Annotated in this window: 20 protein-coding genes; 14 read left to right on the top strand and 6 right to left on the bottom strand. The window is 53.3% G+C overall.

The annotated features are described in order from the left end of the window. Positions 1–3: 3 nt before the first annotated feature. A complete protein-coding gene (locus FF011L_RS15050; RefSeq protein WP_145352472.1) occupies positions 4–1,917 on the bottom strand; it encodes a DUF1592 domain-containing protein in 1,914 nt (637 codons plus the stop codon). A 331-nt stretch (positions 1,918–2,248) separates the two neighbouring features. Here FF011L_RS15050 and FF011L_RS15045 point away from each other — a divergent pair, with 331 nt between their 5' ends. Next, positions 2,249–3,469, top strand: a complete 1,221-nt coding sequence (locus tag FF011L_RS15045; RefSeq protein ID WP_145352471.1) for a right-handed parallel beta-helix repeat-containing protein — start codon at positions 2,249–2,251, stop codon at positions 3,467–3,469. Positions 3,470–3,680: 211 nt separating this feature from the next. Next, complete coding sequence (locus FF011L_RS15040; RefSeq protein ID WP_145352470.1) at positions 3,681–4,760, top strand: NADH:flavin oxidoreductase/NADH oxidase; 1,080 nt, start codon at positions 3,681–3,683, stop codon at positions 4,758–4,760. Between the two features lie 3 nt (positions 4,761–4,763). Here the strand turns inward: FF011L_RS15040 and FF011L_RS15035 are convergent, their stop codons facing one another. Further along, complete coding sequence (locus FF011L_RS15035; RefSeq protein ID WP_218932648.1) at positions 4,764–5,267, bottom strand: rhodanese-like domain-containing protein; 504 nt, start codon at positions 5,265–5,267, stop codon at positions 4,764–4,766. On the opposite strand from FF011L_RS15035, the gene FF011L_RS26360 reads away from it, so the two are divergent. Beyond that, positions 5,255–5,464, top strand: coding sequence for a hypothetical protein (locus FF011L_RS26360; RefSeq protein ID WP_218932647.1), 210 nt, complete (start codon positions 5,255–5,257; stop codon positions 5,462–5,464). The genes FF011L_RS15035 and FF011L_RS26360 overlap by 13 nt on opposite strands. A gap of 116 nt (positions 5,465–5,580) precedes the next feature. Here the strand turns inward: FF011L_RS26360 and FF011L_RS15030 are convergent, their stop codons facing one another. Together FF011L_RS15030 and FF011L_RS15025 are read right to left on the bottom strand one after the other, a co-directional pair. Beyond that, positions 5,581–7,044 (bottom strand): sulfatase family protein, encoded by a 1,464-nt coding sequence (locus tag FF011L_RS15030; protein ID WP_145352468.1) that lies wholly within the window; start codon positions 7,042–7,044, stop codon positions 5,581–5,583. 919 nt (positions 7,045–7,963) lie between these two features. Continuing rightward, positions 7,964–8,176: a hypothetical protein gene (locus tag FF011L_RS15025; protein WP_145352467.1), complete on the bottom strand. Its 213-nt coding sequence runs from the start codon at positions 8,174–8,176 to the stop codon at positions 7,964–7,966. A gap of 2 nt (positions 8,177–8,178) precedes the next feature. Between FF011L_RS15025 and FF011L_RS15020 the strand changes: the two genes are divergently transcribed. After that, positions 8,179–8,952 (top strand): DUF1353 domain-containing protein, encoded by a 774-nt coding sequence (locus FF011L_RS15020; RefSeq protein ID WP_145352466.1) that lies wholly within the window; start codon positions 8,179–8,181, stop codon positions 8,950–8,952. 174 nt (positions 8,953–9,126) lie between these two features. Here the strand turns inward: FF011L_RS15020 and FF011L_RS15015 are convergent, their stop codons facing one another. Both FF011L_RS15015 and FF011L_RS15010 read right to left on the bottom strand, forming a co-directional pair. After that, complete coding sequence (locus tag FF011L_RS15015) at positions 9,127–10,974, bottom strand: heavy metal translocating P-type ATPase (protein ID WP_145355389.1); 1,848 nt, start codon at positions 10,972–10,974, stop codon at positions 9,127–9,129. Positions 10,975–11,179: 205 nt separating this feature from the next. Beyond that, the gene (locus FF011L_RS15010; protein ID WP_145352465.1) at positions 11,180–11,572 is read right to left on the bottom strand and encodes a SpoIIAA family protein; all 393 of its coding nucleotides are present in this window, start codon (positions 11,570–11,572) and stop codon (positions 11,180–11,182) included. A 522-nt stretch (positions 11,573–12,094) separates the two neighbouring features. Here FF011L_RS15010 and atpD point away from each other — a divergent pair. From atpD to FF011L_RS14960, 10 genes are all read left to right on the top strand, one after another. Continuing rightward, entirely contained in the window at positions 12,095–13,600 is a 1,506-nt protein-coding gene (atpD, locus tag FF011L_RS15005) for a F0F1 ATP synthase subunit beta (RefSeq protein ID WP_246109427.1), read from the top strand. Next, positions 13,572–13,979 carry a F0F1 ATP synthase subunit epsilon gene (locus tag FF011L_RS15000; RefSeq protein WP_246109426.1) on the top strand — a complete coding sequence of 136 codons (408 nt, stop codon included), beginning with the start codon at positions 13,572–13,574 and terminating at the stop codon, positions 13,977–13,979. The genes atpD and FF011L_RS15000 overlap by 29 nt, the downstream gene beginning before the upstream one ends. Continuing rightward, positions 13,972–14,328 carry an AtpZ/AtpI family protein gene (locus tag FF011L_RS14995; protein ID WP_145352464.1) on the top strand — a complete coding sequence of 119 codons (357 nt, stop codon included), beginning with the start codon at positions 13,972–13,974 and terminating at the stop codon, positions 14,326–14,328. Before FF011L_RS15000 ends, FF011L_RS14995 begins: the two co-directional genes overlap by 8 nt. Beyond that, on the top strand, positions 14,321–14,644 hold the full coding sequence (locus FF011L_RS14990; RefSeq protein WP_145352463.1) for an ATP synthase subunit I: 324 nt from the start codon (positions 14,321–14,323) through the stop codon (positions 14,642–14,644). Before FF011L_RS14995 ends, FF011L_RS14990 begins: the two co-directional genes overlap by 8 nt. Next, positions 14,625–15,329 (top strand): F0F1 ATP synthase subunit A, encoded by a 705-nt coding sequence (locus FF011L_RS14985; protein ID WP_145352462.1) that lies wholly within the window; start codon positions 14,625–14,627, stop codon positions 15,327–15,329. Before FF011L_RS14990 ends, FF011L_RS14985 begins: the two co-directional genes overlap by 20 nt. Positions 15,330–15,358: 29 nt before the next feature. After that, positions 15,359–15,631: a F0F1 ATP synthase subunit C gene (locus FF011L_RS14980; protein WP_315851691.1), complete on the top strand. Its 273-nt coding sequence runs from the start codon at positions 15,359–15,361 to the stop codon at positions 15,629–15,631. 3 nt (positions 15,632–15,634) lie between these two features. Next, positions 15,635–16,432: a F0F1 ATP synthase subunit B family protein gene (locus tag FF011L_RS14975; RefSeq protein ID WP_145352460.1), complete on the top strand. Its 798-nt coding sequence runs from the start codon at positions 15,635–15,637 to the stop codon at positions 16,430–16,432. Further along, complete coding sequence (locus FF011L_RS14970) at positions 16,429–17,997, top strand: alternate F1F0 ATPase, F1 subunit alpha (RefSeq protein WP_145352459.1); 1,569 nt, start codon at positions 16,429–16,431, stop codon at positions 17,995–17,997. The genes FF011L_RS14975 and FF011L_RS14970 overlap by 4 nt, the downstream gene beginning before the upstream one ends. Then, positions 17,994–18,878 carry a F0F1 ATP synthase subunit gamma gene (locus tag FF011L_RS14965; RefSeq protein ID WP_145352458.1) on the top strand — a complete coding sequence of 295 codons (885 nt, stop codon included), beginning with the start codon at positions 17,994–17,996 and terminating at the stop codon, positions 18,876–18,878. The genes FF011L_RS14970 and FF011L_RS14965 overlap by 4 nt, the downstream gene beginning before the upstream one ends. Positions 18,879–19,600: 722 nt before the next feature. Further along, positions 19,601–21,172 (top strand): sulfatase family protein, encoded by a 1,572-nt coding sequence (locus tag FF011L_RS14960; protein ID WP_145352457.1) that lies wholly within the window; start codon positions 19,601–19,603, stop codon positions 21,170–21,172. The last annotated feature ends 201 nt before the right edge of the window (positions 21,173–21,373 follow it).

Raw genomic sequence — 21,373 nt, 5'->3', positions numbered from 1 at the left:
CAACTATTGGGGGGCTTCGTGAATGGGGTTTACCGTTTCGCGGAACGGCAAACTGAGTACAACCGCGTGGAATAGATCGCGGTAGGTGCCGTTGCGCTGATCCAGGTTGTCAACCATTTGATCGACGGTCGGCCGGTCGTGAATTTCTAACGCTCGGCATAGTGCGTAGGAAAGCGTTCGCTCGACGATATTGCGGATGACCTTTCTACGCTGGCTAGTGGCAAGCAAATGTTTAAGGCCTTGCATGTCCTCAAACGTTTCACCTGAAGGCAGCCGACCGGACGTATCGATGCGTTTCCCCTTGGTCGCGTGATCGGAATCCTTGCCTCTGGTTCTGGTGACTGTCGCGTTCTGGCCGACGTAAGACCCGGAATCGTCGTACCGTTGCAACGCAAACCCGAGCGGATCAATTTTGTCGTGACAGGATGCACAGGTCACGTTTGCCCGATGCAGTTCAAAACGTTGCCGAAAAGTTAAATCCTCGCCATCCCGGGGCGGAGGCACACTACCAACATTCATTGGTGGGTCGGGAAGCTCATCGCCAAGGATACGCTCCAGAACCCATGTCCCTCTTAGTACGGGCCCCTTATTCATTGCGAGAATTCCTGGCATCGTCAGGATCCCACCTCGATTCTTGCTGTGTTCAAGCGTGATTTTTTGATGGGATACGAATTCAACTTCGATTCCCTTCGCCTTTCTGTACGCCTTAAGTTGGTTGCGGTCTTTTCCGTAGTGACGAGCAATCAGAGGATTGATGAAGGAAACATCGGAATCAATCAGTTCAATAAGGGGGCGATCTTCGGTGAATAGGTATTGCATGAAGTCGACAACCTGAGCCTCCATCGATTGTTGCAGAGGATAGTTGTCACCGAAATGCTCGATTTCGTTAATCGCCAACCATTGGAAAGCAAAGTCCGTCGCCAGATGGCTGGCTTGGGGAGAAAGAAGCATTCGGTCGACCTGACGCTTCAGTACATCCGTGTCACCCAGCGTGCCTGATTTCGCAAGTTCTGTAAGCGTGGCGTCCGGCATGTCGCCCCAGAGAAAATAGGAAAGACGTTCAGCCAGTTCAAAATCGTCCACTGGCTGTTGCCCCGGTATTCGTTCCATCCGAAGCCCTCGGTAGAGGAACGAGGGGGACATCAGAATCGCTTTCAGTTCTCTCTTGACGGCATCTTCAACCTGGACGTCCGGCGATCGTCGTTCAATACGATCAATGATTTCAGACAACTCGGCTTCTGGTAGTGGACGCCGAAGAGCACGTGGAGCAAACGTGCGGACAAGTTTTTCGGCTTCGGCTTCTGCAAAATTCTCTTTAAGCGGTCCGACATACGCTTCGAGGAAGTGGCGGTTGTTGGGGGCGAAGAATTCACTGAGCGCGTGATCGGTCAAAAAGGAGTATTGGTCCCAGATAACGGTGGTCAGTGGATTGGAGTGCGTGTCGTTTCGAAAACCACTTCGTCCTGGCGGGTCGTCAGGAAGTAGTTTTAGAACAAGGGAGGTTTCGCTTTTCGTTTGTTCGGCTTCAATGATGGCGACTTCCAACTCAAATCCAAACAGCGATTGCAGAGTATTGCGATATTCGACCGCGGACAGCCGGCGGGGGCGGAACGAAGCTGGTTTCGCGACGACGGAGTCAACAAACCGGTTTTGGTACCAATGCAGGATTCGCTCGCGTTCGATATCGGTTGGCTGTGATTCTCCTTCCGGAGGCATGTCTCGGGCGACTAGACGCTCTGCAGCACTTTCCCAAGTCTTGAACGCCGCATCGATTTGTGCCGGATTTTCAAAGGTGGCAAAATTGACTTCGCCTTCGGTGTTGTCGTCGTTGTGACATCCGATGCAATATTTTGTAAGCAACGGTTTGATTTCAACGTCGAATTCGTCAGCGGTCGCAAAATGGAAAAAAGAGACCAAAGGTGACAAAAGAATCGATAGGCAACGGTAACTTATCACAGGAAAAGACGTCGCTATCCGATGGTAGAGGAACCCTATCTTAGACAACGCATTGAATTGAATAAGACAAGCAAGTCCAGCGATCGATGGTGGACAGGAAAAAGCACGGCGGTCAGCCTGGCGAATGACGAATCCATTGTATCCGTGCAAATTCGGCCCATCAACCGAAAATTCAAGGCTGACATATCACCAAGCACCGACCTTTGGGGAAGTCATTTGAATTTGACTGTGGGGCTGGATCTGTCAGACTTCCATTTTGCTGTCTGCTGTCTTTGGTAACTGGGGATCGACGATGGGTTGTTTTCTGACGCGATTGGGGCTTTTTAGTCTTGTTGTGGTGCTGGCCTCAACGGCGACCGTTGCAGAGACCGTCCGCTTGACTCCACAGTCCGATTGGTTTGGGAAACTGAGTGGGACGGATCTTCTGCCAGGGGATGAAGTGATCTTGGAAGCCGGGGTGTACTCCGATGCACGGCGGTTAGTGCTTCGTTTGCGAGGGACAGCAGACCTTCCGATTGTGATTCGTGCTGCTGACGGCCAACGAGTGATCCTGCAACGCCCCGATGCAAAGCAAAACAGTTTGAACCTGGAAGGTTGCCAGCATTTGATCCTACGCGGAATCGAAATTACCGGCGGTGCCGCTGGAATTCGAATCAGCAACGGTTCCGAGGGACACGGTTCGGTAGAGATTGGCTTGCTTGATTTGCATATTCATCACATCGGCGGAGTCGCCGTTACCTGCAACAACGAAGGGAGTGAGTACCGCCGAATGCGATTTCTGCGAAACCATATCCATCACACTTCAGGGCATGGTGAAGGGTTTTATCTAGGGGCAAACAACGCAAAGGCCGTCTTCTCGGAGGCTCTTATCAAAGACAATTACATTCACCATCTGAACGGGCCCAACGTCAGCCAAGGGGATGGGATTGAAATCAAGGATGGCGGCTGTGGGAATCGTGTCGAAGGGAACATCATTCACGATACGAATTACCCAGGCATCATGACTTACGGCACACAGGGGCAGGATCGCAATCAGATTGTCGGAAATCTGATCTGGAACACAGGGGATCACGGTATTCAGGTCGCCGCCGATGCCGTGATCCGAGACAACTGGATCGCCGCGACGGGTGGTTGCGGAATCTATTCTCGTGAGCATCAAGGGGCGGTTCCCCGTAATCTGCTGATCGAGGGTAACCATGTTGTTTCTAAGGCAAACCCCGCCGTCCGGATCATCGGCAATGGCCAGGATACCGACGGGGCGGATCCGTCGATTGTGCTGCAAAATAATCATCTATTTTCCGGAACACAGTTTGCCCTGCGAGCGGATAACGGCGTACGGTTGCACGCCGTTCATAACCAGGGCACGGGATCGGTACAGGGGTCGCAAGCCTTTCAGGATTCGTGGCAGGAAACGAATTCGGATACGGTCCATGTGCCCGAACTGAAAGGCCATCTCGCCTGGAAGTTTTTGGAACGAAGTGCGGTTGAAAAGCGGCTACAGTCTAGCGATTGAGTGTCCCAATCTTTCCGCAAGCTTTCCTGTTGCAATTGGGGACCGCGGAATCGAAAAAAGGCGTTCACGCGGTCCGTTTAATGTGATTTTGTATTGCGAATTGGGGACGGACCGCTGAGTGCGGAAATGAACGCCACTTACCCATATAAATGAGTCAACCATTTTGGTTGCCTCTGTTTTCTAAGAATTTAACGTGTCGAGATATTTTGTTATGAGCCGATTGTTTCAGCCCTTAACCATCAAAGATGTGACTTTGCGAAACCGAATCGCCGTGTCGCCAATGTGCCAGTATGCGTCCGAGGATGGCTTGCTGAATGATTGGCATCTGGTCCATCTTGGATCGCGTGCGGTTGGTGGGGCTGGTTTAGTGATGGTGGAAGCGACTGCTGTTTCACCCGAAGGACGGATCAGTCCCGCCGATAGTGGTTTTTGGGAAGACAAACATATCCAAACACTTTCCAAAATCACCCGATTCATGGGAGAGCATGGGGCGGTTGCTGGGATTCAATTGGCGCATGCGGGCCGCAAAGCTAGTTGCCGAAAACCCTGGGAAGGTGACGATTCGCTTGATTCAGACCAAGGGGGCTGGGAGACCGTAGCCCCTTCGGCGATCGCGTTTGGCAACAACATCCCTAAGGTTCCCAAGGCGTTGCTTGTCGATCAGATTCAGCATCTGCAGAATGATTTCGTTGACGCCGCAAAAAGGGCTCTGGAAGCTGGATTCCAAGTGCTTCAGTTGCATTTTGCGCATGGGTATTTGGCCCATGAGTTCTATTCGCCTTTGTCCAATCAGCGGACCGATCAGTACGGCGGAAGTTTTGAGAATCGTATCCGGTTTCTTACCGAGACCTTCGCAGCGGTTCGTGAAGTCTGGCCGGAGCGACTGCCGCTAACGGTACGTCTGTCGGTCACCGATTGGGTGGAAGGGGGCGTGACCATTGAGGAGTCAATCGAATTGGTGCAGCGACTGAAGGCGGGAGGCCTGGATATGTTGGATGTCAGCCATGGTTTCGTAACCCCCGATATCGATTCGGTCCCTTGGGGACCGGGGATGATGCTGCCCATTGCCAAACGGATCCGTGAAGAGGCCGATCTTCCCACAACCACAAGCTGGATGATTTCAGAGCCGATTCAAGCGGAACAAGCGGTCGCGTCGGGGCAAGTCGATGTGGTCAGCCTCGGACGCGAACTATTGCGTGATCCCTATTGGCCGTTTCATGCTGCGAAGGAATTGAAGGCCGAGGCCGCCAAGGATCTACTGCCGCTTCAGTATGCACGGGCTGTGGAGTAATCACTACTTCTTGCTGATTTCGTAATCCGCTGGGATGTCAAAGATTCGCCAATAAGGGTGAACGTTGCGAGTCGGGAAACCTGTCGGAGATTCAAGCACGTAGCCCGCTTTGCACCAACCGAGAATGCTCTCCCGGTAGTTTTTGGTTGGAATCCCAAGCGAAGCAAGGTGGCGAGCATACAAGTAACTGCGCCCCCCGACGGTGCAGTAAGGGACGATGGTTCTTCCGCTGAATGATTGGCGATTGGTTTCGTAATCTTTCGCCGTGATGGCACCGGGAATCCGAGAAATTGCTTGTTCGTTTTCGCTGCGAACGTCAACCAATACGTAGGAATCTTTACCGCCGTCTAACTGACTAGCGCGGAGTTCCGCCGTGCTGACCGATTCGATCGACGGATGTTTCAAGAGGGTATGAATGCGATCGTAGATGGCAAATCCTCGATCGCATGCGCCCACAATGAACCGACTGATCCACTGCTTGATTCGGATTGGGTTTGAACGAGACATTTGCATTTAGCGATTCGAGTTGGCCGATTCGATTCATCAAAGGGAGTGTTTCGGTTGGCAACACGGCGTGGCAGTTTGCCAAGGACAAAACGGCGGCACTTGCCTTGCCGCTCGCAAATCAAGCCTCGTCAAAACAACGCGTGAGCCAATCAACGCTCGGCCAAACCATTGCGCTCCCTTGGATGCCCGACGGGTGACGAAACTTTCGTTCGATTTTCTATGGCGGCTGCGAAACGCGTCTAGGCCCGTTTAACGGTAACGCTTAGGCATACCCGACAACACGCTGCTGTGAGGATTTGTTGTTTTGGGATGTTTACGGTTTTGAGCCGGCCCTCGCTTGATTCAATTTTTCCTGCAGGTCTGCTACCTTTTCGGGATGTTCTTTAAATAGATTTTTTGTTTCCCCTGGATCGGACTTCAAATCGTAAAGCTGACCGGTGATTCCGTCTCCGGTCGGTTTTCGTCTGGAAGGCTTGGAAAAGCCACCGGAACCCAGTCCTGTAATCAGTTTCCAATTCTGGTCTCGAATGGTCAGCATGGAGGGGCCGCTTCCAGGTTGTAGAACAAACTGTTGGCGAAGAGGGTGCTGAGGCGTATCGCCCGTAAGTGTCGGCAGAAAGCTAATGCTGTCGGGACCCGCATCTTCAGGAAGCGTTACGTCTAACATTGCGGCGAAGGTTGCAAGGAAATCGGTGAAACAGATCAATTGGTCGTTCGATGTTCCCTTGGCGACTTTTCCTGGCCAGCGGACAATAAACGGCATCCGATGGCCCCCCTCCCAAGCGTCGCCTTTCATGCCCCGAAGTCCCCCCGATGAGTCATGGTTGTATTTCGCGACGTCCTTGTCATACCAACACGGCCCATTGTCGGAGGTAAAGATCAGCAGCGTGTCGTCAGCAAGTTTGTGGTTCTCCAATGATTGGGTGATCCGTCCGATTTCCGCATCCACCATCATCAGGAAATCGCCATACATCCCTGCCCCGCTCTTCCCGACAAATTCATCGGACGGTAACCATGGGGAATGGGGAGCCGGATAGGCCAGGTAGAGCATCAACGGTTTGGCCGCTGATTCGCCTTGAACGTGTGACTCGACTACGTCGATTGCTTCGTCGGTGAATCGCTTGAGGACTCCGTCCAGTTGAAGGTCGGGCGCGATCTTGCCAGCTCGCCAAAATGCTCCTTGAATGGGCGACCATCCGGGGCTGTTGTTCGCGGCAATTGTTTCGGTCGGTGGCATGACAGCGTGATCGTCGCGAATGTAAAAGTACGGCGGAATATCGGTCGAAGCACGGATGCCAAAATAGCGGTCAAAGCCGTGGTCTACGGGCCCGCCGGCAAGCGGTTTTTCATAACCTCGTTCTTTGAATCCAACATGCCATTTGCCGACCATCGCAGTTTCGTATCCCGCCTGCTTCGCGACCGTCGCAATCGTCCACTGCTCGGGACCAATAAGCGGTTCGGTCGGCCAACGGCTGACGTCGGTTCGGAACGGATATCGACCGGTGAGAAGCCCGTATCGCGACATATGGCAAAGAGGGCCGGGAGCGTGCGCATCGGTAAATTTCATCCCTGCATTGGCAAGCGAATCGATGTTGGGAGTCGGGATCTTTGAGTCTTTGTTAAAGCAACCGGGGTCGCCGTATCCTAGATCGTCAACGAGAATCACGACGATGTTGGGATGCCCGTTTGATTCGGCCAGTAAAGGTGTCCGCTGATCGCCCAAAACAGTGAACGCTGCAACCGCCGAAAGGATCAAGGGCACAATTCTTCGTCGCATTGGACACGATTCCGAACCGAGGGAACGGAGCCATTGCAAGGAACCCTTCGACTTTGCGGAAGACTGAATCATGTTGAAGTCCATTCTTTGGATGGTAGGTATCGCTTAGGCATTACGTCGGCTGTTGCACCATCGTAACCCTGGTCGACCACGGATACATGCAGCGATTGAAAACAAGGGGCGACGGTCGGCAGGTTCGCATGGTCGGACCATTGCGGCAATGAACCGAGCGGGGGACCCGTCCTAGTGTCGTCTCTCGCATTTGACGAGTCAATTCTTGGCGGCAGCCGGAAGAGCTTTCCAGGGCAAAAATCAATTGGGATGGCCCTGGAAATCAGCGGGATGGTAGCATCGCCCTGCGGGGATCCGAGGGGGCATCTGAAAAGAATCCCCATCCATATCACGCAGAAAACGGCGGCCGAGATGCTAGCAACCGTGGGCATGTGCAGATGATACGGTGAACCTTGCAATTGTTTTTTGAAGATGGAATTTTCGAAGCGGTATCGCACTTAGCCCATCCTTTGATTGTTATTGCCTGAGGTTGTGCGATAAATAAGTAGTGAGTGTGGCAGGGAGAAAAGGCCCCATGCCAGCTTGCCTGGCATGAAGCCAAGATTTGAAATTAGTTCGCATGGCTCTAGGAAAACGCATCCCGTTCGGATTGCCGCTGAAAGCGGCAATCCGAACGGGATGCGAAAACCGTGGGGGCAACCACCTCTAATTTCAAATCTTGCGTTCCTGTCGGGTAAACCGACGAGGGGACGTGGCGCTTGGATGTCTGGGCAGGTGCCAGCTGCTGTCAAACCGTCAACTTATATATCGCACGTCCTGAGGCAATGACAGGTTTATGGAAATGCATCGCTGTCGTAGTCGGAGCTTTATTCGGGATCGTCATCGTTTGAGCGGTGATTCGTTTTTTTTATTTTTTCGTGACGGTTTCCAGATTTGGTTGCAACTTGTTTTCCTGACGACCAAATGGTTTTCCCTGGGAACGACCGCACGATTGCCAAGCCGTCGTGTAAGTCGTCAACGGATGGTTGGTGTACGTGTCGGTTCGGGTGGTGGACGCGGAAACTTTGCGAACATTACTCAGTATTGAAATTTCTTTAAACCGCTGAAACAACGAGGACAAGGATGTATCGTTTTGCAATCTTTCAGGTGACGATTTTATTACTCGCCAGCCTTTCGGTTCCTGGTTGTAATCCGGATTCGACTCCGCCTGTCACCAGCACGGGGCTCGGTCAGTTCGAAGGGAGTGTGGTCGCGCAGTGGGGAGACGACGGTCGAGAAATGATCCTTCAGCAGCCGATCAGTTTCATTGATTCCGCCAACAAACGATGGAACGCACCAGCGGGGGCGATCGTCGATGGCGCATCGATTCCCTCAGTATTTTGGTCTGTGATTGGCGGGCCGTTTGAAGGCAAATATCGAAACGCTTCGGTCGTTCACGATGTCTATTGTCACGAGATGACCGAGAGTTGGGAAAGCGTTCACCAGATGTTTTATGAAGCATGTCGGAGCGGGGGTGTCGACGACACGCAGGCCAAGATGTTGTATTACGCCGTCTATCACTTCGGTCCACGTTGGGAAATGGTTTCCCAGGCGGATGCACCCGCGATCGAGCAGCAGCCGGGCGTCAGCGTGCGACGTGATCGCCAGGGACGCCACATGGCACGATATCAACCGACGCCCCCAACTAACGACGAAGTGGAGCAGATCGTTGAATTTGTTTCAGAAGACGCGCCGACGCCGACTCAAATGAGACAAATGGATCGGGAGCAGTTGCATCGACGACCACGACGCGGTGGTGCAAGGGAACGTCCGTCAGAAAACGGGCAGCAGGACCAACCTCAGCAATTTGATCCTCGCAACGGACGGAATGTGGGAGAGCAAACGCGGCAAAGCTAACCAACATTCAGGAGCGGGGACGCCGGTTGTATTTCGTCGCATGGTCGCCGGTGATGCAGTACGATCGGCCGCGTCGCATCAAATCCTAAAGGGAGTGTCCTAAGAGCAAGCGTTGCTGCCACGCTTGCCTACGTTGCGATCAACGCAACGAACCGTTTGAATCATGCTTGACCGCTACAGGTCATGCATCACTTTGGGCGGAAAGGCGGCTCGCAAGGCGTTTAATACAGCGACGACGTCGATAACCTCTTGAAGGATCGCACCGGCAACCGGCGTCAGGTATCCGAAAGCGGCAAAACTCATTCCGATTAGGCTGAGCGTCATTCCACCGACGGCACTCTGAAGTGCGATCGTTCGCATTCGGCGGCTGATGTGCATGAACTCGTCGACTTTTGTCAGTGAGTTGTCCATGATCACAACGCCAGCGGCTTCGGCGGTGACATCACTGTTTTGCCCGATGGCCATCCCGACCGTCGCCGCCATCATGGCGGGCGCGTCATTGATGCCGTCTCCCACGTACAGCGTGTTCGCCAAGGCCGTCTCTTTGCGAACGATGGCTAATTTATCTTCAGGACTTTGTTCTGCAAAAATTTCGCTGATCCCAACTTTCTCGGCTAAGTAGCGAACCTCCGATTCACGGTCCCCCGAAAGAATCATGATACGATTGAAATGATGATTGGGGCCAAGGTGTTTAACGAACGACCGACTGTCGGAACGGGGGGCATCACGGAACCGCAACACCGCAGCGTATCGATTATCGATCTCGACCACACACTCCAAACCTCCGGCGATCGGAGGGATCTGGTCCGCTCCGGGGACGTTCTGCTCGGCAAGTTTGTTGCGACTAGTGATTTGCAACGAATGCCCGGCAACGGTTCCCAGTAATCCTTTCCCCGGTTGTTCGCTGACGTCCGTCGCTTCGGGTAAAGCAATTCCCGCTTTGTCCGCGGCGGCCACGACAGCGTTCGCCAACGGATGTTTCGAATAGCGTTCTAGGCTGGCGACCAACGCTAAAACTTCTCGCTGTTCAAATCCTTTGGCAATCACCTGATCGGTTAAGGTTGGCTCGCCATACGTCAGGGTGCCGGTTTTGTCGAAGATCGCGGTGCGACAGGTTGCGATCTGTTCCAGCACGACAGGACTTCGGATGATGATGGCGCGGCGAGCGCACAAAGAGATAGAACCGATGATGGCGACGGGAATGCCGATCAGTAGCGGACAGGGGGTCGCGATCACCAGCACTGATAGAAAACGAATCGTTTCGCCACTGATCGCCCAGGCAGCACTCGCAATAATCAACGCAACGGGCGTATAGAGTGCGCCCAACTGATCGCCCAGCCGCTGCAGTCGCGGGCGTTTCGATTCCGATTCACGCATCACTTCCATGATTTTGGCGTAACGTGAATCCGCCGCCAGTTTTGTCGCCCGGATGGTCAGAGCCGATTCGCCATTAATCGCACCCGAGATGACCGCTGAGCCCTTTGTCTTGGTGATCTGGAAAGGCTCGCCCGTGAGGTAGGATTCATCCATGACGCCACGACCTTCGACCACCTCGCCATCGACTGGGCAAATCTCGTGCGGAAAGATGATCAACGTATCATTTACGGCGACGTCCTGTAGATCAACTTCCTCGATCTCGCTTTCCTGTTTTCGATGAGCCACCGATGGCATCCGCTTGGCAAGGGCCGCCAGCACTGATGAAGCACTGCGAAGTGCATAGGACTCCAACGCCTCGCCACCGGAAAGCATCAACACGATGATCGAACCGGCCAGGTATTCGCCCAGGAGGACGGAGGTGATGATCGAAATTCCGCCCAGCAGATCGGAACCGAATTCCCGTTGAAGCAGCTTCTTCAGCAGGTCGAACAGCATGGGAAGCCCGCCGATAACCAGCACTACCAGCAACGGAAGGTCACTGATGAAAAGTGAGGTTTGGGCAGCGAATCGCAATAGCAGGTGCACGACGATTCCAGCGATGGCGAGCGCCGCGATTACGAGCGACTTTCGGGCCCACCATTTCATGGCTTGTTCGGAAAATGATTTTGGCGAAGCAATTTGCTGTGAGGCGGCGTTGTTCGTTTGGTTGGTCGCGGTGTTCACTTTGCTGCATCCTTGGTGATCTTCACGAATGTTTTCTTCGACAACCTTTGCGGCTTCATCTTTTAAGTGTTGAACCAAAACCAAGTTGTTGGAATCTCGGAATCAGCGCCATGCCATGAAAGCGGCGTTAGGAACACGCCGGCTGGTTGGCCGGGACGAAATCCTCGTGTATCCAAAGCGATGCCTCATCCGACTTGCTTTGTTCAAAGTATCGAACATTTGCTGTGGTGAAAGGCTTGCAAAATGTAGCCATTCCCGCCTCCCATTTTTTCTCGCCTACCAAGGCAAGCCGTTCGATGTGTGAATAGTGATGCACGTCGAACTTGAAATCTTCCCACACGGCACCAAGTGTCCAGCCATGGAAACCACGAAGTTCGACCAGAAGGCGAATTTTGCCATGTACCTTCACCGCACGCTCCAAATCGGGAGTGAATTGTGCGTAGTCCTCTTTGACAAGTTTGCCCCCTAACGTCAAAACGATGATTCTCCCATTCAATTCTTCTCGTAACTCGACGGACATAATGATCGACTCCAGTAGTCTCATAGATAAATGATGGTCGCGTTTCGACTTTTAGGTTGTAACCCAGTCTAGAGATGCATGACATTGGGCGTGCCCCGACGCACACGCCTCTGCAGGAGGGAATGTCGATTTGGTGATCGCGATATCAAGCGTTTCACAGCATCGCATCAAGACATGCTAATCGCAGTGGTTTCCTGATATTGCAATAGGTGCACGCACTGTATCAATACGCACACTGTGCTCGACTTGCAGACGGCGACAGATCGGCATTCGCGATGCCCAAAAACGTTTCAACGATGCAGGTCAGCTCTCCCTCGCAAGACAAGAATGCGTTAGTATGTTGGAAGTTCGTCGTGTTGAGATCGCTTTCCAAATTGAGACTGCTTTCCCAATCGAAGACGATTCGATGTCTTTCCAATTAAGCTTGCCGCCTTGCCATCGCATTCCAGAATTTCGGAGTGAATTTCTGGAAGTAACGTTTCGCGAACGACTTCGTCGGTGCGGTGCAACGATGGCTCGACAATGATGAAACTGACAACGATAGTGAACGCTCCATCCGAGAAGAAATCGACAGACCTTTCCGCACCGGGATCCCATTTCGGCAAGGTGGTCGCGGTACGCGGTAGCGTTGTGGATGTGTTCTTTGCCGAACGTCTGCCTGCGATCCATACAATGTTGCGGGCAGGAGACGACCAAAAAATTGCGATTGAAGTCCTTTCGCAGTTGGACGCTCAAGTTGTTCGCGGGATCGCCCTCACGCCGACTCAGGGGCTTGCTCGAGGGATGCAAGTGATCGATACAGGCCGTCCCCTGATGGCTCCGGTTGGGAAACCGATCCTGTCTCGTATGTTGGACGTTTTCGGGAACACGATCGATCGCGGACTTCCACTGGAGGACGTGCAGTGGCGAAGTGTGCATCAATCGCCGCCTCCGCTTCTTGTCCGTTCGACAAAATCAGAAGTGTTTGAGACGGGGATTAAGGCAATCGATGTGCTGTTGCCATTGGAACGTGGCGGCAAGGCAGGGTTGTTCGGTGGCGCTGGTGTCGGCAAGACCGTGCTGCTGGCCGAATTGATTCACAATATGGTCGGCCACGAAGAAGGGATGAGTATCTTTTGTGGGATCGGCGAACGTTGCCGCGAGGGTGAAGAACTTTACCGTGAAATGAAATCCGCCGGCGTTCTTGACAACATGGTGATGATTTTCGGGCAGATGAACGAACCGCCAGGTAGTCGCTTTCGTGTGGGACACGCAGCCCTGACGATGGCGGAACACTTCCGCGACGAAGAACATCGCGACGTGCTGTTGTTGATCGATAATGTCTTTCGATTCATCCAAGCAGGCATGGAAGTTTCCGGACTGATGGGGCAAATGCCTTCACGTTTGGGGTACCAACCAACGATGGGAACCGAACTGTCCGGTTTGGAAGAACGGATCGCCAACACCGAATCGGGAGCGATCACTTCCATCCAGGCGGTCTACGTCCCGGCCGATGATTTTACCGACCCGGCCGCGGTCCATACGTTCTCACACCTTTCCGCTTCGATCGTGCTCTCGCGGAAACGTGCAAGTGAAGGCCTGTTCCCGGCGATCGATCCACTTCAGTCCAATTCCAAAATGGCGACACCGGGCATCGTTGGTGAACAGCACTATGCGTTGGCTCAGGAGATTCGCAGCACATTTGCCCAGTACGATGAATTGAAAGACATCATTGCGATGCTGGGACTGGAACAATTATCGCCGAACGATAGGAATGTTGTCGCGCGTGCGCGACGGTTGGAACGTTTTCTGACCCAACCGTTTTTCACTACCGAACAGTTCACCGGGATGAAAGGCAAATTGGTCCGTTTGGAAGATTCGCTAGATGGCTGCCGACGGATCTTGAACGATGAATTTAAGGACTACCCGGAGAAGGCTTTGTACATGATCGGCAAGATCGACGAAGCCAAAATGCCGACGAAATCGGAATCAAAACAGGCTGATGAGAAGGAGGCGGAGCATGCCCAGTCCAGCACGCATGACGCTTAAAATCTTGTTGCCGTTTGAGGTTCTGGTTGAATCGATCGATGTTCTGCGAGTGGTCGTAGAGACTCAAGCGGGGTCCTTTGGGCTGTTGCCGCATCGACTGGACTGCGTAGCATCGATCACCCCCGGGATCCTCGTCTATGAAACGGCGGAGGCTGGCGAATCGTTTGTGGCGGTCGACGAAGGGGCGATGGTAAAGACCGGGATGAATGTGCTGGTGTCGGTTCGGAATGCGATCATCGGCGTGGGGCTGAGCGAACTTCGAGAAGCGGTAAAACGAGATTTTTTGACATTGAATGAACAAGAGCAAGACGTTCGCGCAGTGTTGGCAAGAATGGAAACCGATTTCGTTCGTCGAATTGCGCAGTTGCATCATGAATGAAAACTCGGAAAACAATCGAAAGCATGATTTGAATCAAGCAGAAAATTCATCCAGATTCGCAAACCAAGTGGAGACTAAAGCGAACCGAAAAATCAAGGCAATGCGGCATCGCGGGACGGACCTTTGGTTTGGGCTGGGAATGATGGGGTTAGTCGGTTGGTCGGTCGTCGTCCCGACGCTTGTGGGAACGGGCATCGGAATGTGGTTGGACCATCGTTTTCCTCGCGCTCAGTCGTGGACGTTAATGCTGTTGGTGGCGGGTTTGCTGATCGGTTGTTTCAATGCTTGGATGTGGGTTTCCAAAGAGGACAAAGCGATGCACGAAGAGAAAGAAGACGAAAATGAATGAATGGGTTGATTCCGGAATCCCTGTTGTCGCAGGCTTGGCATTGGGCGCCTTTTTCTTTGGTGGGCTATGGTGGACCATTCGCAATGGACTGACGTCCGAGCACCCGGCGGCATGGTTTCTCGTTAGCCATGTCGTTCGACTGCTGGTAACGCTAGCGGGTTTCTATTTTGTCGCTCAAGGAGAATGGCAACGCGTTCTGCTGTGTCTTGCTGGATTCATGATCGCCAGAGTAATTGTTACGCGATTGACGCGAACCGCCGAATCATCCGCTACTCATGTCGTGAAGGAGGTCGAGCATGCGTCTCAGTCCCGATGAGTTGATTTTTTGGCAATCAGGCTTCTTTAAACTGAACGCTACGATTGTCTTTACATGGGGGATCATGCTGGTGCTGACCATCGGGTCGCTGTTGATTACCCGGAAATTATCAACCGGCATCAAACGGACTCGCTGGCAAAACTTGCTAGAGATCGTCGTCACCGGAATTGTCCAGCAAATCAAAAGTATTGGTCTTCATAATCCCGAAAAGTACCTCGGCTTTATTGGGACATTGTTCCTGTTTGTAGCCACCGCCAGCCTGTTCACGATCCTTCCCGGGTATGAACCTCCAACCGGATCGCTTTCCACTACCTGTGCTTTGGCGTTATGCGTCTTTGTCGCGGTTCCGATGTTTGGAATCGGTGAACAGGGAATCGGTGGGTACTTGAAATCTTACGTCGAGCCGACGTTCATCATGCTGCCGTTCAACATTATCAGTGAAGTTTCTCGGACGTTGGCGTTGGCCATTCGTTTGTTTGGCAACATGATGAGTGGGGCGATGATTGTCGGTATTCTGCTGTCAATCACGCCGTTCCTTTTCCCGATTGTGATGACCTTGTTGGGGCTGCTGACCGGGATGGTTCAGGCGTACATTTTTAGCATTTTGTCAGCGGTCTACATCGCCGCGGCGACACGTGTTCGCCAATCCAAGACCGAAACAAATTCGGTCATTTCAAATACCTAATAGTTCTTTGGGGAAGCACAATGGATAGCATGACCTGGATTGCAGTGGCATCGATTGTCATTGCGGGAATCACGACCGGGATTGGCACGATGGCGCCAGCAGTCGCCGAAGGGAAGGCGGTTGCGACAGCGCTGACGGCAATTGCGCAACAACCCGATGCTTCGCCGACAATCACGCGAACGCTTTTTGTTGGTTTGGCGATGATCGAATCCACGGCAATCTATTGCTTCGTCGTGTCGATGATCTTGATCTTCGCCAACCCGTTTTGGAACTACGTCATCTCTCAAGCGACAGGGAAATAATCCATGCTCATCGATTGGTTCACCGTCGGTGCGCAAACCGTCAATTTCCTGGTACTTGTTTGGTTGCTGAAACTTTTTCTCTACAAACCGATTCTGGATGCGATCGACAAACGCGAAAAGCGAATTGCCGACGAACTTGCTGATGCGGATCGAAAAAAGCAAGAAGCCAAATCGGAAAGGGATGAATTTGCGAAGAAGAACCAAGAGTTCGACCAGCAGAGGAATGAATTGCTGACCAAGGCGACCGACGAGGTAAAGACGAAACGGCAGCAGTTGCTTGATGAAGCGCGACGCGATGCCGATGCCTTGCGGACGAAACGCCAGGAATCGTTGAAACGCGAGGTCGACAATTTGCAAGCGGAGCTCGCCCGACGGACTTCTGATGAAGTGTTTGCCATTGCGAAGCAGGCATTGTCAGAATTAGCCGGTGTCGATTTGGAAGCCCGGATGTGCGATGTGTTTCTTGATCGCCTGCGAGGCTTGAACGATGACGTGAAGAAAGCGGTTCATGAATCCAAAGTCTCCGAATCCGCTCCCGCTGTGGTGCGAAGCTCGCTGGATCTGGCTGCGGAACAACAAGAAGCGATTCAGACGACGCTTAACGAAGTCTTCGCGACCAAGATGCCTGTGCGATTTGAAACCAACGTGCAAGTCGTCAGTGGCATCGAATTAACGATCGGTGGGAAAAGGTTCGCATGGAGCATCGGAGACTATATCGCGTCGTTGCAAAAAAATGTGAACAAACTGCTTGATGACAACACCTTGAACGCGGTGGATGCGGAAACGAGAGTCGCACAATGAGCGCGTCGAACGATTTGTTGCAGAATACCGTTGAGCAGACCTTTGAGCGAATTTCGAGTGGTCGTCTATCGTTTTCGCCAGCGTTGGTCCCACACGAGGTCGGAACGCTCTCGAGCGTCTCGACGGGGATCGCTAAGGTGACCGGGTTGCCGGGGATTGGCTATGACGAAATGCTGACTTTTCCCAATGGGACTCTGGGCATTGCGTTCAATGTCGATGCCGATGAGGTGGGGGTCGTGCTGCTGGGGGATTACGCGACGCTTCGGGCCGGGGATGAAGTACGTCGCACGGGCCGGGTCATGGATGTTGCGGTCGGCGAAGGGTTGTTGGGCCGAGTGATCGATCCGCTTGGTCATTCGCTTGATGGGAGGGCGCCTTTTGTTTCGGACATACGGAAGCCAGTGGAGCGTCCGGCAGCTTCGATTATGGACCGGGCACCGGTTGCGGTCCCGCTTCAAACCGGGCTAAAAGCCGTTGACGCCCTTGTCCCCATCGGGCGTGGGCAGCGCGAATTGATTTTGGGTGATCGCCAAACGGGTAAAACGGCAATCGCCATCGATACAATCCTTAACCAACGTGAGCAGAATGTTGTTTGCGTCTACTGCGCGATCGGACAACGCGCATCGACGGTTGCAAAAGTGGTCGCGACGTTAAAAGACCAAGATGCGATGAACCATACGGTCGTCGTCGTCGCCGAAGGGAACGACCCGCCTGGTGTCGCCTATGTCGCTCCTTACGCGGCAACCAGCATCGCGGAGTACTTCATGGAACAAGGACGCGATGTGTTGATCGTCTATGATGATTTGACGCATCACGCTCGATCCTACCGGGAACTATCACTTCTGCTCAGGCGGCCACCGGGGCGAGAGGCTTTTCCTGGGGATATCTTTTACCTTCACGCGCGACTGCTGGAACGTTCCACCCATCTGCGTGAGGAACTTGGCGGAGGCTCACTGACAGCACTTCCGATCATTGAAACGGAAGCCCAAAATATTTCCGCCTATATTCCGACCAATTTGATCTCCATCACTGACGGACAGATCTATCTGTCGCCGTCTCTTTTTGAGTTGGGGATTCTGCCGGCAGTGGACGTGGGTAAATCGGTTTCGCGAGTCGGCGGCAAGGCCCAACGAGCCGCCTATCGAGCGGTCGCTGGTGATCTTAAGTTGGCGTATGCTCAGTTCGAAGAGCTGGAAACGTTCTCCAAGTTCGGTGCTCGAATCGATGAGTCGACTCGGGAATTGATCGAACATGGCCGCCGGATCCGTGCATGCCTTAAACAAGCCGAACACTCACCTGTTTCCATGTCGTCGCAGGTGATGGTCCTCTTGGCACTGACGGAGGGCCTTTTTGATACGGTTCCAATGGATCGGATGCCGGACGCCGAAGCGGCCGTCCGCGTTGCCGGAGAAGCCCTTCCCGACGAACTAAAGGATCGGCTCCGGAACGCTGATACTCTATCCGATGCGGACCGGGATGAAATATTGAGCGTTGCACGCGATGCGCTTCAACCATTTCAGTCGGCTGAAAAAAGGAACTCGCCAAGCAAGGGAGCGACCAATTGAGCCAAACGATCGGAAATTTGAAACGACAGATCGAAGGCGCCACGGATCTGCAATCGGTGGTCCGGACAATGAAAGCGATGGCCGCTTCCGAAATCGTTCAGTTTGAAAGTTCGGTACGTGCGCTTGCCGACTACAGCCGCACCGTCGAACTTGCGCTTAGCGTCTGCCTACGAGCTGCCGACGTCAAGAATCTCCAACAGAAGCCCCTTCCCGTAGGCGTTCAGCCGAGGGTAGCGGCGATCGTCTTCGGTTCCGATCAAGGACTTGTCGGACAATTTAACACCGTCATTTGTGACGAGGCGATCGGAGCCCTTTCCAGTGTGCCCGGTGAGCAAATGATTTGGTCCGTCGGTGAACGGGTCCATGCGTGTTTGGCCGATACCGATTCGCAGCTGGTTGGTGGCTTCCATGTGCCAAGCACGGTCAAAGCAATTGCACCGTTGGTCGGTGAGATTCTTATTGAGTATGAGAGACAAACCGAAAACCACCCCGCGACCCAACTCTTCGTGTTTCATAATCGTCCTAAAGCGGGGGCTCTATACGAACCGGTCAGTCAGCGTCTTTTGCCGTTGGATGAGACTTGGCGTCGTCAGCGCAGCGAGATGCCGTGGCCGACAAAAAATCTGCCACAGGTTTTGGGCAATGATCTTCAAACGATGCGCAAGCTAACGGGTGAGTATCTTTTCGTTTCCATGTTCCGTGCCTGTGCCGAATCTTTGGCCAGCGAGAATGCCAGTCGGTTGGCTGCAATGCAACGTGCCGATAAAAACATTGAAGAACTGCTTGAAACGCTTACGTCGTCATTTCATCGACAGAGACAAGCCAATATTGATGAGGAACTTTTTGACGTTGTGTCTGGTTTCGAAGCCTTGCAGCGTTAGGCAACCTTTTGAGAATGGATCCGCTCGTTGGAATCTGTCCATAGATGGTCATTGACGAGAGTCGATAAGCACCAGCGCTCAGGGGACGTGCGATAAATGAGTTGACGATTTCTGCTCAGGCTGCTCTTGTTTGTTTGCGCCGGGCTCCCCTCACTCGATCCTTCTCCGCCAGCCCCAAACCGTGCAGGCGATTCGCGGCTGGCGGAGAACCCCATTTCGATCGTACAAGAGAAATGCTGGCAGTTGTAGGCCCGCCGGGGTAAGCCCGGAAACGGAACTCTATGAATCAAATTTCAAATCTTGGCTTCCTGCCAGGCAAGCTGGCATGGGGCCTTTTCTCCCTGCCGCACTCGCAATTTATTTATCGCACGTCCTGCGAGGCCGTGAATCGTTTCGTGTCGCCTTTCGGCTCTTGCGTATTGGTTACGGGGCCGGAGGGCTCGCGACCAAAGCCTTGTCATCCCATCGATCGTCAGTCGTTCAGCGACGTCGCGTCGGATTCGATCGCGTCCGATCGCCTTTCCACAAGTTGCTGATGGGAACGGCTTTCGAATAACGCGAAAAATCACGACCCGCCATCACGCAAATATTTAGGTTCTTCGCCTTAAGAAGCGTTTCCTCGCTTGAACCGAATACGTGACGATTATAGTGTTGAAGGTTCGTCCTGATGGCGTGAGGGACGGTTCGCTGGTTCCAGGATTCCTATACCCCTAATTTTTGCCATGTCGTACTTGAAATCTCTGTTCCTTTTGCTGTTCAGTACTGCCGTTTTCATCGCACCTGTCGGTGCAGCGGATCCGCCACCAAATATTCTGTTCGCGATTGCTGACGATTGGGGCTTGCATGCTGGTGCTTACGGAACGACCTGGGTGAAGACGCCGTCGTTCGACCGTATTGCGCGGGAGGGAGTGCTTTTTAATAACGCTTACACCCCTGTCGCGAAATGTGCGCCTTCCCGCGCCATCGTGCTGACGGGCCGACATGCGTGGCAAAACGAACAGGCCGGCAATCACTTGGCCTTCTTTCCCGCAGACTTAAAAAGTTGGCCCGAGGTCCTTACCGGCCAAGGATGGCACATGGGAATTTCTGGCAAAGGTTGGGCTCCTGGGATCGCCAACGACAAGGAGGGAAAACGAAGGGCAATTACCGGACAGCCGTTCAACAAGCGAAGTGCAGAATCGCCCGCTACGGGGATTAGCAAGAACGACTACGCGTCCAATTTTGTCGATTTCTTAGACGCAGCCCCCGACCAGACTCCATGGTGTTTTTGGTATGGGAGCACCGAACCGCATCGAGGCTATGAGTTCCAGTCCGGAGTTCGTAAAGGTGGCAAGAAACTGTCCGATATTGATCGTGTGCCTGCTTACTGGCCGGACGAAGAGGTTGTCCGCCATGACATGCTGGATTACGCGTTTGAAGTAGAGCATGTTGACAACCATCTAGGACGGATGTTGGCGGAATTAGAAAAGCGTGACCTGTTGAAAAATACGATCGTGATCGTCACCAGCGATCACGGTATGCCGTTTCCACGCGTCAAAGGTTACGCATACCACGATTCCAATCATGTGCCACTGGCCATTCGGTTACCGGATGCCGGAGATAACGTGGGCCGCGTCGTCGACGATTTTGTTGATTTCACAGACCTTGCGCCAACGATCCTGGATTATGCAGGGATCGCCGAATCCGAAAGTGGGATGCGTCCCATCACTGGCAGCAGTTTGCGCCCGATTTTGGAAAGCAGCGGAAACGGGCAGATCCTGGCGGAACGGGATCATGTCTTGATTGGAAAGGAAAGGACCGATGTCGGACGTCCGCACGACTGGGGATATCCGATCCGCGGGATCGTGACGGAAGATCATCTTTATTTGCGAAACTATGAACCGTCGCGCTGGCCAGCAGGCAATCCTGAAACAGGCTATTTGGACACCGACGGAAGCCCCACGAAGACTCGTATTCTTGAATTGGGACGGCAGTCCCGCACCGACCCCTTTTGGCGGCTCAATTTCGGGATGCGGCCGGCAAGCGAAATGTACGATCTGCGGACCGATAGCGACTGCGTGATCAATCTTGCCGGAGACGCGGCCGAAGCAGAACGGGTCAAAGCGTTGCGGTCTCGGATGGAGACCGAGTTGAACGAGCAGGGAGACCCTCGGATGGTCGGTCGTGGTTATCTGTTTGACCAGTACCCAGCAACCGGCGGAGCGGGATTCTATGAACGATACATGCGCGGTGAAAAAGTGAACTCAGGATGGGTCAACCCGAGTGATTTTGAAGCGGGCCCGCTGGATGACTGATCACCGTTTTCCTTAGTCCCTCGCTCGTGCATTGTAGGAGCGTTTGTGTGGATACCTGTGTCCAGTTTTTGCGTCGACCTTCGGTCCCGCAGGTTTTCAAAATCCCATCCCGCTACGTGACGGCTTGTTGATTGAATCGAAAACTGTGAAAAAGGACGTTCGTTCGCTTTGCGAAAGAACGTCCTTTGGGAGCCACTTTCG

This window comes from Roseimaritima multifibrata (assembly GCF_007741495.1).
Lineage (GTDB): Bacteria > Planctomycetota > Planctomycetia > Pirellulales > Pirellulaceae > Roseimaritima > Roseimaritima multifibrata.
Note: the sequence above shows the minus strand (reverse complement) of the source record. Positions and strands in the feature narration are given on the sequence as shown.

What these genes read in the sequence shown, in the direction of transcription:
- FF011L_RS14960 (WP_145352457.1), top strand. Translation starts at nt 19,601, where the DNA reads ATGTCGTACTTGAAATCTCTGTTCCTTTTGCTGTTCAGTACTGCCGTT.
- atpD (WP_246109427.1), top strand. Translation starts at nt 12,095, where the DNA reads ATGATGAAACTGACAACGATAGTGAACGCTCCATCCGAGAAGAAATCG.
- FF011L_RS15035 (WP_218932648.1), bottom strand. Translation starts at nt 5,267, where the DNA reads ATGTCTCGTTCAAACCCAATCCGAATCAAGCAGTGGATCAGTCGGTTC.
- FF011L_RS14990 (WP_145352463.1), top strand. Translation starts at nt 14,321, where the DNA reads ATGAATGAATGGGTTGATTCCGGAATCCCTGTTGTCGCAGGCTTGGCA.
- FF011L_RS14975 (WP_145352460.1), top strand. Translation starts at nt 15,635, where the DNA reads ATGCTCATCGATTGGTTCACCGTCGGTGCGCAAACCGTCAATTTCCTG.
- FF011L_RS14985 (WP_145352462.1), top strand. Translation starts at nt 14,625, where the DNA reads ATGCGTCTCAGTCCCGATGAGTTGATTTTTTGGCAATCAGGCTTCTTT.
- FF011L_RS15020 (WP_145352466.1), top strand. Translation starts at nt 8,179, where the DNA reads ATGTATCGTTTTGCAATCTTTCAGGTGACGATTTTATTACTCGCCAGC.
- FF011L_RS15030 (WP_145352468.1), bottom strand. Translation starts at nt 7,044, where the DNA reads ATGCGACGAAGAATTGTGCCCTTGATCCTTTCGGCGGTTGCAGCGTTC.
- FF011L_RS14980 (WP_315851691.1), top strand. Translation starts at nt 15,359, where the DNA reads ATGACCTGGATTGCAGTGGCATCGATTGTCATTGCGGGAATCACGACC.
- FF011L_RS15040 (WP_145352470.1), top strand. Translation starts at nt 3,681, where the DNA reads ATGAGCCGATTGTTTCAGCCCTTAACCATCAAAGATGTGACTTTGCGA.
- FF011L_RS14970 (WP_145352459.1), top strand. Translation starts at nt 16,429, where the DNA reads ATGAGCGCGTCGAACGATTTGTTGCAGAATACCGTTGAGCAGACCTTT.
- FF011L_RS15010 (WP_145352465.1), bottom strand. Translation starts at nt 11,572, where the DNA reads ATGTCCGTCGAGTTACGAGAAGAATTGAATGGGAGAATCATCGTTTTG.
- FF011L_RS14995 (WP_145352464.1), top strand. Translation starts at nt 13,972, where the DNA reads ATGAATGAAAACTCGGAAAACAATCGAAAGCATGATTTGAATCAAGCA.
- FF011L_RS15000 (WP_246109426.1), top strand. Translation starts at nt 13,572, where the DNA reads ATGCCCAGTCCAGCACGCATGACGCTTAAAATCTTGTTGCCGTTTGAG.
- FF011L_RS15015 (WP_145355389.1), bottom strand. Translation starts at nt 10,974, where the DNA reads ATGAAATGGTGGGCCCGAAAGTCGCTCGTAATCGCGGCGCTCGCCATC.
- FF011L_RS15045 (WP_145352471.1), top strand. Translation starts at nt 2,249, where the DNA reads ATGGGTTGTTTTCTGACGCGATTGGGGCTTTTTAGTCTTGTTGTGGTG.